Origin of the sequence: Mesorhizobium sp. LNHC221B00 (assembly GCF_000502935.1) — a bacterium.
GTDB lineage: Bacteria > Pseudomonadota > Alphaproteobacteria > Rhizobiales > Rhizobiaceae > Mesorhizobium > Mesorhizobium opportunistum.
Window position 1 is genome coordinate 1 of the sequence record NZ_AYWR01000050.1, and the last position, 14,499, is coordinate 14,499.

Annotated in this window: 15 protein-coding genes and 2 pseudogenes; 7 read left to right on the forward strand and 10 right to left on the reverse strand. The window is 59.1% G+C overall.

All coding sequences use genetic code 11. The annotated features are described in order from the left end of the window. Positions 1–126: pseudogene (locus tag X741_RS1000000171320) on the reverse strand (ATP-dependent DNA ligase); the annotation flags it as partial. Between the two features lie 128 nt (positions 127–254). Between X741_RS1000000171320 and X741_RS1000000171325 the strand changes: the two are divergent. From X741_RS1000000171325 to X741_RS136935, 4 genes are all read left to right on the forward strand, one after another. Next, positions 255–446 carry a DUF3606 domain-containing protein gene (locus X741_RS1000000171325; RefSeq protein WP_156937974.1) on the forward strand — a complete coding sequence of 64 codons (192 nt, stop codon included), beginning with the start codon at positions 255–257 and terminating at the stop codon, positions 444–446. Then, on the forward strand, positions 422–613 hold the full coding sequence (locus X741_RS00515; protein WP_023780914.1) for a hypothetical protein: 192 nt from the start codon (positions 422–424) through the stop codon (positions 611–613). The genes X741_RS1000000171325 and X741_RS00515 overlap by 25 nt, the downstream gene beginning before the upstream one ends. Further along, positions 610–825 (forward strand): hypothetical protein, encoded by a 216-nt coding sequence (locus X741_RS0136315; RefSeq protein ID WP_031250777.1) that lies wholly within the window; start codon positions 610–612, stop codon positions 823–825. Before X741_RS00515 ends, X741_RS0136315 begins: the two co-directional genes overlap by 4 nt. 1,295 nt (positions 826–2,120) lie before the next feature. Then, positions 2,121–2,342 carry a hypothetical protein gene (locus X741_RS136935; protein ID WP_031250778.1) on the forward strand — a complete coding sequence of 74 codons (222 nt, stop codon included), beginning with the start codon at positions 2,121–2,123 and terminating at the stop codon, positions 2,340–2,342. A 465-nt stretch (positions 2,343–2,807) separates the two neighbouring features. On the opposite strand, the gene X741_RS1000000171330 is transcribed toward X741_RS136935, so the two are convergent. The 5 genes from X741_RS1000000171330 to X741_RS0136330 all read right to left on the reverse strand — a co-directional run bounded on the left by X741_RS1000000171330 (position 2,808) and on the right by X741_RS0136330 (position 6,521). Continuing rightward, positions 2,808–2,948 (reverse strand): hypothetical protein, encoded by a 141-nt coding sequence (locus X741_RS1000000171330; protein WP_023780919.1) that lies wholly within the window; start codon positions 2,946–2,948, stop codon positions 2,808–2,810. Positions 2,949–3,427: 479 nt separating this feature from the next. After that, on the reverse strand, positions 3,428–3,658 hold the full coding sequence (locus X741_RS136930) for a hypothetical protein (RefSeq protein WP_031250779.1): 231 nt from the start codon (positions 3,656–3,658) through the stop codon (positions 3,428–3,430). A 562-nt stretch (positions 3,659–4,220) separates the two neighbouring features. Then, entirely contained in the window at positions 4,221–4,424 is a 204-nt protein-coding gene (locus X741_RS136925) for a hypothetical protein (RefSeq protein WP_023780923.1), read from the reverse strand. Positions 4,425–4,768: 344 nt separating this feature from the next. Next, entirely contained in the window at positions 4,769–5,560 is a 792-nt protein-coding gene (locus X741_RS136920) for a hypothetical protein (protein ID WP_032928508.1), read from the reverse strand. A 736-nt stretch (positions 5,561–6,296) separates the two neighbouring features. Further along, positions 6,297–6,521, reverse strand: coding sequence for a hypothetical protein (locus X741_RS0136330; RefSeq protein WP_031250781.1), 225 nt, complete (start codon positions 6,519–6,521; stop codon positions 6,297–6,299). 453 nt (positions 6,522–6,974) lie between these two features. On the opposite strand from X741_RS0136330, the gene X741_RS136915 reads away from it, so the two are divergent. Together X741_RS136915 and X741_RS1000000170620 are read left to right on the forward strand one after the other, a co-directional pair. After that, positions 6,975–7,283 (forward strand): hypothetical protein, encoded by a 309-nt coding sequence (locus X741_RS136915; protein WP_023780928.1) that lies wholly within the window; start codon positions 6,975–6,977, stop codon positions 7,281–7,283. A gap of 711 nt (positions 7,284–7,994) precedes the next feature. Continuing rightward, positions 7,995–8,273, forward strand: coding sequence for a hypothetical protein (locus tag X741_RS1000000170620; RefSeq protein WP_198024019.1), 279 nt, complete (start codon positions 7,995–7,997; stop codon positions 8,271–8,273). A gap of 301 nt (positions 8,274–8,574) precedes the next feature. Here X741_RS1000000170620 and X741_RS1000000171340 read toward each other — a convergent pair whose 3' ends face one another. The 4 genes from X741_RS1000000171340 to X741_RS136895 all read right to left on the reverse strand — a co-directional run bounded on the left by X741_RS1000000171340 (position 8,575) and on the right by X741_RS136895 (position 14,137). Then, on the reverse strand, positions 8,575–9,015 hold the full coding sequence (locus X741_RS1000000171340) for a DUF982 domain-containing protein (protein ID WP_245272811.1): 441 nt from the start codon (positions 9,013–9,015) through the stop codon (positions 8,575–8,577). 239 nt (positions 9,016–9,254) lie between these two features. Next, positions 9,255–11,423: an amylo-alpha-1,6-glucosidase gene (locus tag X741_RS136905; protein WP_031250785.1), complete on the reverse strand. Its 2,169-nt coding sequence runs from the start codon at positions 11,421–11,423 to the stop codon at positions 9,255–9,257. A 192-nt stretch (positions 11,424–11,615) separates the two neighbouring features. Continuing rightward, on the reverse strand, positions 11,616–12,728 hold the full coding sequence (locus X741_RS136900; RefSeq protein ID WP_031250786.1) for a glycosyltransferase family 4 protein: 1,113 nt from the start codon (positions 12,726–12,728) through the stop codon (positions 11,616–11,618). Between the two features lie 14 nt (positions 12,729–12,742). Further along, on the reverse strand, positions 12,743–14,137 hold the full coding sequence (locus X741_RS136895; RefSeq protein WP_031250787.1) for a Do family serine endopeptidase: 1,395 nt from the start codon (positions 14,135–14,137) through the stop codon (positions 12,743–12,745). On the opposite strand from X741_RS136895, the pseudogene X741_RS1000000170675 reads away from it, so the two are divergent. After that, a pseudogene (locus tag X741_RS1000000170675) lies at positions 14,136–14,499 on the forward strand (hypothetical protein); the annotation flags it as partial. The gene X741_RS136895 and the pseudogene X741_RS1000000170675 overlap by 2 nt on opposite strands.

Consider the following 14,499-nt stretch of genomic DNA (forward strand, 5'->3'; position numbering starts at 1 on the left):
GCCGTCTTCGTCCTTGATGACCTGGGTGCGGTAGCCATCAAACTTGATCTCGTGGAGCCAGTCATCGCCCTGCGGTGGCGTATCGAGCAGTTCGGGCTCCATCGGATGGATAAACTTCAAACGCATGCGCTGACTCGCTACAGACGCGATTCAATCAGCTTTAGCTAAAATAGTTCCGAATTTGCAAATCGAAGCCGGTTGCAACAAACCTGCTGCCTATGCGTTGCGAAGCGACGGACCGCCAGGAGACCGCTATGGCAGACGACAAGAGCAAGCGCGACTTCCGCGACCGCGACCGCGTTTCGACCGATGAAGGCTACGAGGTCGAGCATTTCGCGACTGGAGGTATGTTCCACGACGGGCGGTCACATTTTAGCATCTGCTTACGAAACAAACTCGCCTGCTCCGAGTTTGAATCCGCATGGCTAATGGCAGCATCAACATAGGCGATGAGGTGGCAATCGAGCTTATCGGCAACGTCACTCACATCGATGGTGATCTGGCGACTGTGAACTTTGGCGTGACTATCACCGTCAACCTAGACAGCCTGCGCCTGGTGAATGCCTATAAGCCGCCGCCCCGGAAGAAACCGCTGGTGGACAAACCGACATGACCAAACTATCTGACCTCGGTCCGCCCGTGCTTGGCAAGCGCCACGGCGCAAGGGGAAACGGCCCCGACAATTTCTATTCATGCGCAACTTGCGGCCAGAAAGTCGACATGCGCGACTTCCGACAGGTGATGTGGCACGAGCAGCAAAATCATGAAGCATTAGAGCCGGAAGACAGCGCCCAAATAATCAACTTCCCGAAGCGGCCGAAATAACCGCCATGTGCGCCGCCGGCCAGAAGACAGCAGCCATGAAAAGCAGGACCAGCAGACCGAATAACCACAGTCTCATCGCTTCACGCTACCACGCCGAAACGAAAAAGCCCGCCCATTCCCAGGAATTGCATATTTCTTCGCCAGGCGGCAGCACATCCCAACAACTTGCCGCCGATTAGGCCCAGCGCCTTTCGCTGCGTGCCCCGTCGCAACTAAGCCGTCGGGCCGCAGGTTGTGGAATCGGCCGGCACGAAAGCTGTCGAAGACAAAGAAGCGTTGCCCGAGTTCCGGACAGACAGGGGCGTTGAGCTGTCGGCGGGCGGCTCTTCCCAAATTGAGGGTTGGGTGGCATGATCACCCTAGGGCCAACCTCTTCTATGGCCCCCTTTCCTATGGGTGACCGACGAATCCCCAACCCCACCCCGCCCAACGTCGGTCGCCCTGTTTTTCGACAAGCCACCGGCTTCATTTGCTCGATAGGGCCAAAGGGTGTTGTGTAACGAGCACCCAGGAGGATCGTTTTGGTGCTTCTGACAGACAACGGTGCTGCGCTGCGGCTCTCCCTGACGATGCAGTGAAGGCGGCTCTTGAGCTCTACGGCCCGGAAACGCAGACCGCAGTGGCCTATTGTGCTTTGGAAGCTCAATATGATAGTCGGTCGGCTGATTTCCGATCTGGTCGTCAGTCTTCCGAGATCTAGTCGGCGCTGTTCATTGAGAAGACGCCGGTGGCGAAAAAAAACCGAAGTCACCGATCGTCTCCGATGTGGATTGTCGCCAGCTTCATCGGCCCGTGCTCTTCCTCCCTATTGCTGTTCTCGTACTTCATTCTGATAGCTTTGATGTATATTAGCATTTGCGCATAAATAATCGAGCCGACGGCTCCGTGCGCACAGACAGCCCGACGGTTAGGCCCGGTTCCTGTTCGCCCCAACCCACAGGCGCCGGGCCGCATCAATTGCCGGTTAACCAGCCCCGAGCAGGTAGAGCAAGGCACAGCGAGCGATCCGCCGCCTATGAGCACCATGCGGCGCCGCCGTTTGCGTCGAATTACCGGCTTCTTTTCGTCAGAAGCGGCATATGCGCTATAGATGCGCCGGCCGCCCTCTCCATAGCGGTTGCTATTTGGATATGCCTTTTTTGGCTTCGGTCTCGGTCGAAGTATTCCCATGGGCCTTTATGTGCGGACTCGACCGTTGAATGGAAGCGCCATTCTCTACCCTTCAAAGCCGCTGCCGCTTATCTATCAATCGGGACGGTTTCGTCTTGTGCCCACTACCCATGTCTAGGAACACCGTGCTTCAGCTTATTGCCGCTGTCATCTTCGTTGTCATTCTTGTCGGCATCCACCAGGGCCTTGGCTGGATTCTCGACCAGATGATAATCCAATTCATCTACGGCGCCGCTTCGGCGTCGATCGTCATCCTGAGCGTGTTCGCCGTCGCCTTCTGGATGGAAGGGTCAATTACTTTCGGTCGAGGAAAGCAAAAGCGCCCGCGCGACACGATCGACCTGTGACTGTTGCAAGCGGGAGCCTTGGCCGGCCTTCATGAGTGCCGCAAGGACGGGACTCTGCTGACCACTTGTGAGTGCAGCGGCCATCTGAGAAATAGCTTTGTCATTTCCAGCAGGTCGATCTGCCAGCCCCAGCCTGCCCAATAATATTCGATCGTGTGAACGGGCCGACGATATTTGAAGCGTTCGGTTCGTCCTCTGGTTGCCAACCGCGAGCAGCCTTTGCGCCATCCGCAATTCTTGAGCGTCCAGGCCGGTGAGCGCCGACAACGGCTTCCAGCCTGCCAGCAGCAAGGCTCCCCTCTAGGCCCCCCTGAAGTTGTCCTAGGGTATGGCCTAGGGGATCCGGTACTCAGTTGCCCAGCTCATACGCAGCGAGGAGCATCCCTTCCTCGATAGCAGCCAGCCTGAAGAACCTCCTGGCCTCCTGGGCTGTCGCATTGGCCTCGATAGTGGCCACGCAGCACTTCACCCCACGTCCCAGTGGGGACCCTTGTTGGTCCACCTAATGAGATGCTCGGCGGCTGCCTCGACGTTGTTGACGTTGGAGATCATGCCGGCCCGCTCGCCCTTCACGGGGACCGGAGGGTTGAACCAGTGGGTGGCCATCAGGTGAACCTCCCCTGGGAAAGCCTGCTCTTCAGATCCTCGGCATTCAGTAGGTCGACCAGATCGTCGGCATATTCTGTTGAGGCCAACGGCTGCCATACCATCAGGCGAAATTGGCTGCCCGGTGAACACGTCGAACACCGTCCAGGTCCCGTCTGGGTGTCGCCTCAGGTCATACCGCCGCTCTATCATGATGGTAATTTAGGGTTCGCTTATGAGCCTCTTCAACCCTCAGGATCGTAGAGAAGCATCCCTTCCTCGATAGCAGCCTCTACGAACGCCCTTCGAGCCACGTGTGGGGGTAATTTGCCATCAAGTGAGGCCAAGCAGGCACCGGCCGCCAGATACCATTTCGGCCCTCTTTTGGTCCACTGAACGAGTTGTTCCCTTGCCGCTTGAACCGTCGCTGATGTTGTGCCGGACATCACCTTCGATGGTGGTCTTTACTGTGACCGGAGGATGAAACCGACCGAGGGGCATCATGCTTCACGAACGTCAAAGGCAACGAACAGCCCCCGCTTCGGAGCCACATCAACTACGATCTCGACCAGATGACAGTCCGACTCCAAGAGATGCGGGTCGCGTTCCCGCACCGTTGCAATGGTCACCTTCACCGAAACCAGGTTGCCCTCTTGAAAACCCCTTAGGACGTCGCAAACCAGTTCCCAAGCGGTGCGCTGCGCAGGCCAACCAGACGCTTCAGCATCCATCCCACCCCCCCCCATCGAGACAGAAGGCCAACTCAAGCGATTCTCTCGCGCGTTTCTTTAAAAAATCAAGAGCTGGAAGCGTACAAAGACGTCAAGTTGGCTTGCTGCTGACCCGTCAGGCGAATCGCCCGTATGAGAGCCCTGCTCTTCAGGTCGTTGGCGTTCAGGAGTATCACCAAGTCAGTCGCGTAGGTGACGTCCAGGCCGACCGCTGGGTGACCTTCGGGCTCCGCTGGTTTGCCGGTGTGTCGGTCGACCACCGACCACCCCTTCGGGTCCCTCTTTAGTTCGTACCTTGGTTCCATGGGACGATACGTTGTGCTTCCGATTAAGCTCGTCAAGCTTGGACCGCTGCTCCTCGGATAGATCCGGGTCTGCAGGGAGTTTCAGCAGTTGGAAGATGTAACGACGCACGGTCTCAGAAGTAATCCACTTCCGAATGAGACGCGATATAGACTGCTGTTGCTCGGTAGACAGTTCTTGCATGGTCGGCCTGCACGGTTGCACTGAGCCCAACCATTGGTGGCCTTGATGGTTCCCTGATTGGACTGCCTCAAATCGGCTATTTGAGTTCCAACGATTGCGCGAGTTCGTCACCGCGCAGCCCAGCCTTGTAGCGGGCAATCAGCGCCAGGGCCGCCGCTTCAGCTTCATGGCTTTGGCGCTCTATCCCGCGCAGCAAACAGAGTTGGTCCATCATTTCGTACAGAAAGGTCAGATCTTCAGGTTCAAAGACGCTGTCTTTCGCGAGGCGTGCTATCGGCATGTAATCCCCTGCCCCCGATTTGGCGGATCATTTGAGCGGCCTCGCGTGAATGTCAACTCGGACTAAAGCCCGACCGATGGTGTCGGAATTAGTGCAAATCTCTGCGCGGGTGATCGGAGCCAGGCAAGGCTCAGGCTAGCCAAAACATGGAGGGTTTAGAGACGAGCCGCGAGCGTTAGAAGCTAAGAATGATCGAGTGCGGGTCCCAGAATATGGCGACCTTCTCCGATAGCACCGGCAAAAAGCCCGTCGCTTGCGGGAGACGGGCTTTCTGACTGGCCGAAGGCTAGGAGAGTGTCATACCGCCTTACGGCTGGTTCGCACTTCCGTCCCGGCTGTCCAGGTCAACGGCCGCCGATCAGTAGGCAGAGCTGGCGCAGGTCGCGATCATAAGTCTCTTGGCTGCCAAGCACGTCTACGCACCGCTTCTTCATGCGAGCCAACTTGCCACCCGACATATTAGCGACGGCACTGGCTACTTTGGGACCGGTCGGATTGCTCGGGTTGCTTGGGCTGCTTGGACCGTTCCCGACGCCGATGCCGAGAGCCATATTGACGCCGTTGCCAATGCCTACGCCCGCCCCAGCACCAACGCCGCTCGTGCCGCCCACAGTTGTACCCAATCCGGCCGTCACGCCGTTTGTTCCGCCTACCCGCGCACCGGCTCCGGCATTGACGCCGCTTGAGCCACCGACCGACGCCCCGAGACCGGCATTGACGCCGCTTGAGCCACCGACCGAAGCCCCTGCCCGCAATGTATTGGGGCCACCGATCTTTGCGCCAATTCTTGCCTTCAAAACCTTCGGGCTGCCCACCGTCGCAGCGGCTCCGGCACTGATGCCATTGGTATCACCGACCGACATTCCAAGCCCGGCGTTGACACCGCCTGCTCCTCCAACTGAGACACCACCACCAGCATTGACGCCGCCCGCGCTACCGACCGAGGCGCCGACGCCAGCGTTCACTCCGCCCGAACCGCCGATGGAAGCACCCACCCCCGCATTCACGCCGCCGCTCCCACCGACCGAGGCTCCGGCTCCGACGCCGATCCCGCCCGCATATGCCGGCATGCACATAACTGCAATCATTGCACCACTCGCCAATGCTTTGGCGGTTCTCGCAAGGATACTGGCCATGACACTCTCCTGTNATCATTGCACCACTCGCCAATGCTTTGGCGGTTCTCGCAAGGATACTGGCCATGACACTCTCCTGTGGTTGTCCTACGAAGTGCAGCAAGCGCAGACCCCGCTACTCACATTAGTACGCGCTAAGGTGCCACTTCGTTGCCGAATAGACAGGATATTCAGCGACATAGTGTCCTTTGCATATAGGACAACGATAAGATTTTACTCAATTACTTGGGAATGCAGGCCCGGGACGTCGATCACCTCGGAGGACCCCACGCTTCAGGTCTTCGGCATTCAGGATCGCTGCCAAGTCCTCGGCGTAGGGCTGGTCGAGGTGTTCAGCCGGTGACCCCCACTATCAGCCGGCTGCCCGGTGAACACGTCGAACACCGTCCAACTCCCATCCGGGTCTCGCCTCAAGTCGTACCTCTGCTGGCTCATGAGGGTAATTTATGGTTTCCTGATGAGCCTGTTCAATGGCGTCGAGGAGTGAGGCTAACGTCGGCGGCAACTCAGGTTCGACCTCCAACCGGAAGGCCCTCCGAACCTGACGACGGTTGTCCTCGTTTCGGATCAGTTCCTGAAGAGAGCCGGCGACGGTCTTGTGGCCGGCTTTGTCACGCATTGCCAAGGGAGCCCCCATGAGTCCTGGCGCCTATAACTTATTGTCGGACAAATGGTTCCAATGCGGGTCGGAATTGCGATCCGCTGATTATGATAGTTTTAAACAACGGGCGCTGGTCTAATCGTGCAGGTCGAAGAGGACGGCTTTCCCAGTCTGCGCAGCGATTTGGACCACCTTTTCACATAGTGGGTTGTCGTGGCCGAGTTCGTCCAGCTCGCCCTTGAGGTCAGGGCGCTTCGTTCGGATAAATGCGACGGCCTTCCTAAGGGAGACGATTTCGCCCTGAATAGCCTGGTCTATGGCTTGTTGTATGACGTCGTCGGACTTCAACAGGCGTTCCATCCGCGTGACCTCCCAATCCCCGCTCTGAGTGGCATATTGGGAGAACCTGCTGAAAAACCAAATCACATTATGGGGTCGGAATATTTGGTAAAAATTTCTGCGTCGGTGATCGGATAATTGGCCCGCGCGCCGGCCCCCCGTGGGGGTGCCTCCCGGCCGTCAATGATCCGCGCCCGCTTGGGACGCGATGCGCGCTCTGGGTTCGCTGCTCGCCATTCTCGACCGTGTATTCAGTCCACGCGTCCCTGACGACCCGCTCAGCGATTCGTCGGTGGCTTTCCTTCATCTGGAAGCCGGGCAAACTATCGGGCTGTGAAATCTGCCACTCCGGAGACCCTCAAGGGAAGCGTCGCGGCTCGCCGAGTCGTGCCGGCTAACAATCCAGACAGGAACCAAAGTGTGCAAACGATGTTTATTGAACGAAGGGCATCTTACTTCCTTGGAGAGTTGAACATGAAAACCACCCTGATTCTGGGCGCGCTGGCGCTTTGCTTGGCCGCGCCTTCCATTGCCTCGGCGGATGCGATCGTTCTCACCACGAACCAGCACCGCCATCACCATCGTGCGGACGCTGTCGTCATCAATGAGGACGGAGCTCGCCTCCATCATCGCCGTCATGGCACCGAGGCGTTTTACGACAATGGCAATCGCCATTATTGGCGCAGACATCATCGTCCCGATACCATCATCATTAAACGTTCGGACGACCGCCCGATGCACCGCCGGCATCGTCACGTCGTGATCGAGAACAGCGACTACTAATCCGACTCCGGACCCGGCTCTCAGATCGGAGCCGGGTCACACGGCGCTGCCTCCGGGGCGCTGACCCTGTCCAGATCGCAGCCAAAGCTCGCGCTGATCGGAGTTGTGGAACTCGCGAAGTTCGCGGTTGATGGTGCCCCCCTCAAAGCCTGCACGCTGCATCTGCCCGCCCAGGGTCGCAACGATCTGCTTCCAGCAATTCGTGGCAGCGGCGCCCCGCTTTGCCGAATGCCGCAGCAGTTGCCGGGGCCCCTAGACTGATCTCTCCAGTCCTCGCGTGACGAGGTTGAAGCCGCGCCGGTTCTCCGCTGCCTTCGCCACGTAAGTCGACATAACAGCGGACATCTCCCGCAAACAGGCCAGGTTTCACCTGTTAGCTAGACGAATGGCGGCACGCAAGCCGAGCGTCGCGTGGCCACTGCCGACCGTGTGTTCCCAGAAGTGCGGCAGTTCCGTTGCCGATCCTTGGCAGCGTCATCGAGTTGGCGCCGGCGAAGCCGTTTCAGCAGTTCACGTGATCCCGCAATCACCTGTAGGATGTGATCCACATCCGGGCGAAATGCGTGGGCTCCGACCATTGAATTGTGCTGTGACTGGAAAGCGGCTTCGATAACCGCCCGAGCGACTCTTCGCCATGATGATCGGATAGCTCGGGCTCGGCGCACCGTTCCAGATCGGGAAAGCATTCCCCATGCGCTCGACATCGCCGGGATGGGCAAATTCGAAACGCCGCACCATGTCCGGGATTGTCGTTTTGACGAAAACGAGCCCACACATGAGATCACCAGCCTGCCGTTGCGGAAGACCAAAATGGGAACGCGTCGGGAACGAGTCAAGCGGTGCCGATCTTTGTCAAGGCGTGCCGCAGGCTGGGCGGCGGGGTCGTGCTTTTCACTTTTGCAGGCGATCATCGGCTTCCAGCCCGACGCTCCAAATGGCAAGCTGTACATCGATCCCAGGCTGCCGGACTGGATGCCTGAATTCACCTGAAAAGACGTGCGGCTCGGGAAAGAGCGGCTCGAACTCCATTTCTGGCGCTCCGGCGCCGAGAGCTGTTGGGAAGTTCGAAGCGGCGATCCGTTGGTGGAGGCGCGCAGTTGCGCTACCGGGCCCTCCTTGCGCTAGGCTGCCGGTCGCGTGCGCGTTCGGCGTTCTGGTTAGGTGTCGCCTTACTGCACAAGTCGCAATTTATAGCCAGGCCAGATCGAAACCCGCCCCAGACAGTTTTGCCCCCGTCCGGGGCGGGCTGTGGAAGCTGAATGGAGGCAGCTCCGACCTTGGCTACGGGGATTCAACCAAGGCAGATTCCGAACTTCACGCGTGTACGAATGTTCCAGATGTCGGTTAGGGACCAGCCTAACCGGTTGGCGCAAGATGAGGCGAACACCAGCCAGTGGCTGGCCGCCCCGGTCTCAGCCCTCAAAGACCAAGATCGAGACCGCCGGATGATCACCGGTGACGAGCATCGTCCCGGTTCCGCACCCTCACACGCGGTCTGCGTTACTGATCTCTTTAATCCTGTCATCCACGGCGGTGCTGTAGGCACATCCTCGATGACGCCGATCTTGCGGGCCCAAGTCGTAAAGGCCTTGTGCGCAGCCTCGACAGGCTTGCGGCCATCGTAAGCCGAGTAGCACGCCTCACAGGCCGCCGCGTGAAGGAGACCACGTTTTTCGACAGGCCATTCTTCCAGAAACTCAATAGCATCCATCACGCAGTCGATTTTTTGCATGTAGCCATTTCTCCCCTACGAAGACTGGCTGCTTGAAAGCATCACTTTCCATAGTACCTCCCTTCAACAACTGGACCTGGTGATCGTTTCCGCAGATGCACTGCTCGTACTCGAACCGCTAAATGCCGGCTGCACATCACAGAAGAGATTGGAAGCACCTCTTTTACATTCAAGACCAGCTCGCCAGGCAAACGCCAGCAGCATCTCGAAGCCGATGGCAGGCACTCCGGCTGCGATTGCTAAGAGCGAACGGCCAGCGGCACCAGGCCCTCGTGCGGTTCACCGAGATAGCAGACGACCCGGTCGCCGACGCGCTGGAAATTGAGATCGACCTTCACCTCCCCAACGGCTAAATGCCGGATGACGATGTTGTCGATGCCGATCGGCAACCGTGGGCGTTCGACATTGATCTCGCGCTTCCAACCATCGATGCGGATCCCAAGACAGGCCTGCAACATCATGAAGGCCGAACCGGCAGACCACGCCTGCGGCAGACAGGCAACCGGATAAGCAATCGGTGCGTCGCCGATGGCGCGCGTAAAGCCGCAGAACAGCTCCGGAAGCCGCATGTTGAACTGGACCGCCGCCTCGAACATGCTGCTCAAAAGCTTCACGACGCTGGTGCGCTGCTGATAGCGGGCTAGTCCCGCGGCACAGATTGCGGTGTCATGCGGCCAGATCGAGCCGTTATGATAGGACATCGGATTGAACGGGAGCTCGTCGTCGGCCAAGGTGCGAACGCCCCAACCGCTGTGGAGATGCGCCGACAGCAACTGCTCGGCAATTGATTGCGCCCGTTCCGCCGATGGCAGCCCGACATAAAGCAGGTGCGCCGCGTTGGAGGCGCGCACCGCGCATTGCTTGCCTTCCCCATCGATTGCTAAGGCGTAGAAGTTTCGCTCCGGCATCCAGAACCGGGTCTCCACTGCGCTGCGGATTTTTTCCGCCATGGCGCTCCAGTGCGCTGCCTTGGCCGCGTCGCCGCGTTTGGCTGCCAATGCAGCCATGCCTTGATAGGCTGCGAAGACATAGCCTTGCACCTCCACCAGTGCGATCGGCCCCTTCGGTATCGTACCATCGGCATGGAAGATCGCGTCGGCGCTGTCCTTCCAGCCTTGGTTGAAAAGCCCGGTATCTGCCGCCCTGCTGTAGGTCACGAAGCCGTCCCCGTTGCGAGCTCCCACCTCCTCCATCCACCCGATTGCCGCACATAGCGAATCCCACATGCGGTCGACGAATTCCTGATCTCCGGTGCGATCAGCGTAGGAACAACCCAGGTAGACATAGAGCGGAGTGGTGTCGACGCCACCATAGTAGCGGCCGAACGGCAGTTCGCGCAGGACAGCCATTTCCCCCTTGCGGGTCTCGTGCATGATCTTGCCGGGTTCGGCATCGTCAAATATCGAAGTCTCTGTCGACTGATAGCGGGCAAGGAACGCCAGGACTCCGCGAGCGAGCGCGGGGTTCAGCCACAGCATCTGCAAGGCGGAAATGACGCCGTCGCGGCCAAAAGCGGTCGAAAACCAGGGAATGCCGGCATACGGATATGGCCCGGTCTCCAGATCGGTGGTCAGCAGGGCAATGTCGGCCCGTGTTCGCGTGAGCCAGTCGTTGAACACGCGGCCCGAGCTGAAGATAGTGGCGCCCTGCCGACGCTTTGAGCGCATGGCAAAGCGAGCTCGCGCCGCCGCCGCGCGGAAGCGATCGCTGGATGGCACTTCTTCGCTTTGACCGACCTCCAGGTACAATGCTCTTCTGGCGCGCCTTTCCACCCGAATGAGGAACTCGGCGTGATTGGGGTGCACCTGATCAGGCCTCATCGAAAACGCGATAACAGATTGGCGCGAAACATTGTCGAGGCCTTCGTACCGGAACGTGACGCTCGTCTCACCGACCAGCGCGTCATGGGCGCGACCACGGCGGCTTCGAGTGGTGCCGCGCACCTCGAACATGTCACGAAAATCGGCGTCAAAGTCGAAACGAACCGGCAGCAGGACCTCGCGTCGGGAGTAGTTCGAGAACGCGATTCGCTCGAACATGCGGTCTTGCCAGATGAACCTGGTCCGCTCGATGTGCACGACGCCCGGCAGCGCCTCACTACCGTCGGATCCGATTGTGGACAGATTTGTGAGATTGGCTGTGAATAGGATGTTGTCCTGCGACAGCGAGGCGCCGAGCAGCGAGGGCATGTGGTCGCCGACGAACAGCCGGAAGCGCGACAGCACACGCGTATCATCGCGGAAAAGCCCGTCGCCAGTGCCGCGTATGTCGCCATAACTGTCCGCAACGACGAAACAGTCCTCGTGCTTCAGCGCGAATTGTCTATGCGGCTCGCGCGGCGCCGATTCATCGAGTGCGGGAAGAGCAACGGCTGGATCAAGCTTACGTTCTTCGACTTCGATGCTCATCTCAACCCTCCTGTTCAGACGGCCGATGCTGGCGCTTATTCCATTATGGTTGCGCCCGGCCATATCCTATCAATGGTGTTTCGCATCAATCCCGCGATGCGCGGTTGCGGAGAGCGTCCTTCGAATCCTTGGCGGATTTTCGGCGAAGTTCCGCTGTTGAAAGTCGACTGAGGCCGGCGGGAATCTGGCGGCTCAGACAGCCAACACTCCCGAAACAGGGCTGGTTAGCGTATCTGCTTTTGCCGCGAAGCCATTTCGCGAGCACAGTGAGAATCGTTGGTCGCGCGCCAGCGAGTGGTAGATTTCCAAATAATCGCTGCACATGCGCTCCACCGTGAATCGCTTTTCAAAAGCTTTCCGCACTCGGACGCGATCGAGACCGCCTATCCGCTGTAGAGCATCTACGGCCTCGTCAACGCTTTCCACGATCAGTCCGGACACACCATCATCGACGACCTCTGGAACGGCGCCGCGGTTGAACGCTATCACCGGGGTGCCGCAGGCCATCGCCTCGATCGTTACCAGGCCGAATGGCTCCGGCCAGTCTATAGGAAACAGCAGCGCCGCCGCATTGCCGAGAAACTTCGCCTTCTGCCGCTCATCGATCTCGCCAATGAACTCGACCTTCGAATTTCGAAGCAACTGGGGTTCGACTTTCTCACTCCAAAATGATTGGTCCACCGCGTCGATTTTGGCCGCGATCTTCAGTGGCATTCCGGCGCGCGCAGCGATTTCCATCGCGACTTCAGGCCCCTTTTCCGGCGAGATGCGGCCAAGGAACGCCAGATAGCCCGAGGCCTTGGGCTGGAAGGGGAGAATGTCGGGCGGCAAACCATGGTAGACGGTTCCGAGCCAATTGACCGGCGGCATCGGCCGCCGCTGGTCATTGGAAATCGAGATCAGCGGAATGTCGTCGAATATCGCGTAAAGTTGCGCCAGATCCGGAAGGTCGAGCCGACCATGAAGGGTGGTAACGGTTCGCTGCGCGAACTCACGAATTATCGGAAAGTGCAGGACATCGACGTGAAAATGTAGCACGTCGAATTCATCCGCCCGTCGGCGAACCTGTTCCAGCATCATGACATGGTACGGGATGTGATTATGGGCGTTCGGGTTCAGGCGCAGTGCAGTATCGCAACACGCCACAAGTTCGGCCGAAGTGCTTGAATCGCCGCTGGCGAACAACGTCACATCGTGGCCCTGTCGAACCAGCTCTTCGGTCAAATAGGAAACGATACGCTCGGTCCCGCCATAAAGCCTCGGCGGTACCGACTCCATCAGAGGTGCGATCTGGGCTATCTTCATCTGCACATAGTCGCTCAAGAGTTTGAGACGGCGACGAAAAGCGATTGTCCCTGCCGTTCGATGCGGAACAGGATCGGCTTGTTCTGCTGCCGGGATTTCGTCCACTCCTGTCGGACATCCGAAGGGTGGGTAACATTCTGGTTGTTCGCCGAGACGATCACATCGCCGGGCTTGAGACCGCTTTCAGCCGCAAGACTATTCGGCGCGACCTCCTGGACAAACACGCCGGTGGTACCCGGCTGGAGACCGAGCTGCTGGCGCGCTTCATCCGGAATTGGGCTGAGCGACAGCCCGAGACCTTGATCCGCCGCTTCCGGATTCGGAACAGCACCGGTCTGCACCTCCTCGTCCTTGCGTTGACCGACGGTCAACTCCACCTCCTGCTCGGAGCCGCCGCGGTTCCTTGTCAGCGTCGCTCTCGACCCAGGCTTTTCGTTCGCCGCAGCCAGCGTCAAGTCATGGACACCCTGGATGTCCTTGCCGTTGAACCGACTGATTACGTCGCCTGATCGTAAGCCGGCCTTCTCCGCTGGACTGCCGGGCTCGACCGAGGCGACCAGCGCTCCCTTGGTGCCAGACATTCCAAGTGCCTCGGCAAGCGACGGAGTCACCTCCTGGAGACGCACACCGATGAAACCGCGCTCAATCCGACCGGTGCGGATCACTTGATCGGCGACGCTCCGTGCAGTTTGCGACGGCACGGCGAAGCCGATGCCTATGCTGCCGCCCGACGGCGAGACGATGGCCGTGTTGACGCCGATCACTTCGCCGCGTGCGTTAAATAGGGGACCGCCGGAATTGCCTCTGTTGATCGAGGCGTCTGTCTGGAGGAAATCGTCATAAGGGCCGGCCTGGATGTCGCGCGAGCGGGCCGAAAGAACACCGACGGTAACGGTTCCCCCGAGCCCGAAGGGACTGCCGATCGCGATCGTCCAGGCACCCGGCTGCATTGCGTCGGAATCACCCCAGACCGCGATGGTCATGTTGGGCCGTGGATCGACCTTCAGCACCGCGATATCGGTTGCTGGATCGCGGCCCACCAGTCGCGCGGGCGAAGTCTCCTTGTCGGAGAAGACGACGTGGATTTCGGTGGAGTCGGCCACGACATGATTGTTGGTGACGATATAGCCCTCGGGACTGATGACGAAGCCGGAGCCAAGCGCTTCCCGCACCTGCGGCTGGACAGGCCCGCGGCCGTCGAAGGGGTTCAGAAAATCGTCGAGCGTCGTTTGGTCCTGGATGATCTGCCTGGTCGTGATGGCGACCACCGCCGGCAGTTTCTGACGCACGATGGCGCTGAAGTCGTTTGGGATTTCTTGCGCTGAAACCGGAGCAAAGCCGCCAGTCGAGAGCGTCAAAACTCCTGCGAGGAAGCCAATGCACAGCCGCCTCCTGGAAATGTAAGACATGATTGGCTCTCCTGCCCGACTGCCTGGCGCTGCTGCGCGCCTTGTTCAGACGCCAGAACTGACATTCACGCGGATTGTTTCACCGGTTCGAAAAAATGTTGATGTTGGGCTGGACCGTGAGGATGCGGCCTTGTTGGCGCCATTGAAATTTGGTCGAAACTCTCCAAAATTTCAGCCGGTGGAAATCGCGAGAGCCACCAAGATGACGTCAACAGAGGAGCCTTTTGGAAGCGGAGGACCATCGATGGAAAGAGCCACTTCGACGAGTTTTCCCCAAGTGGGGCCCGAGGGCCCTGATGTTTTTCTTGACCGGTTGCTGCATCCGGCACGGCATTTCGAGCGACCTCAGGACGTGCTGATCG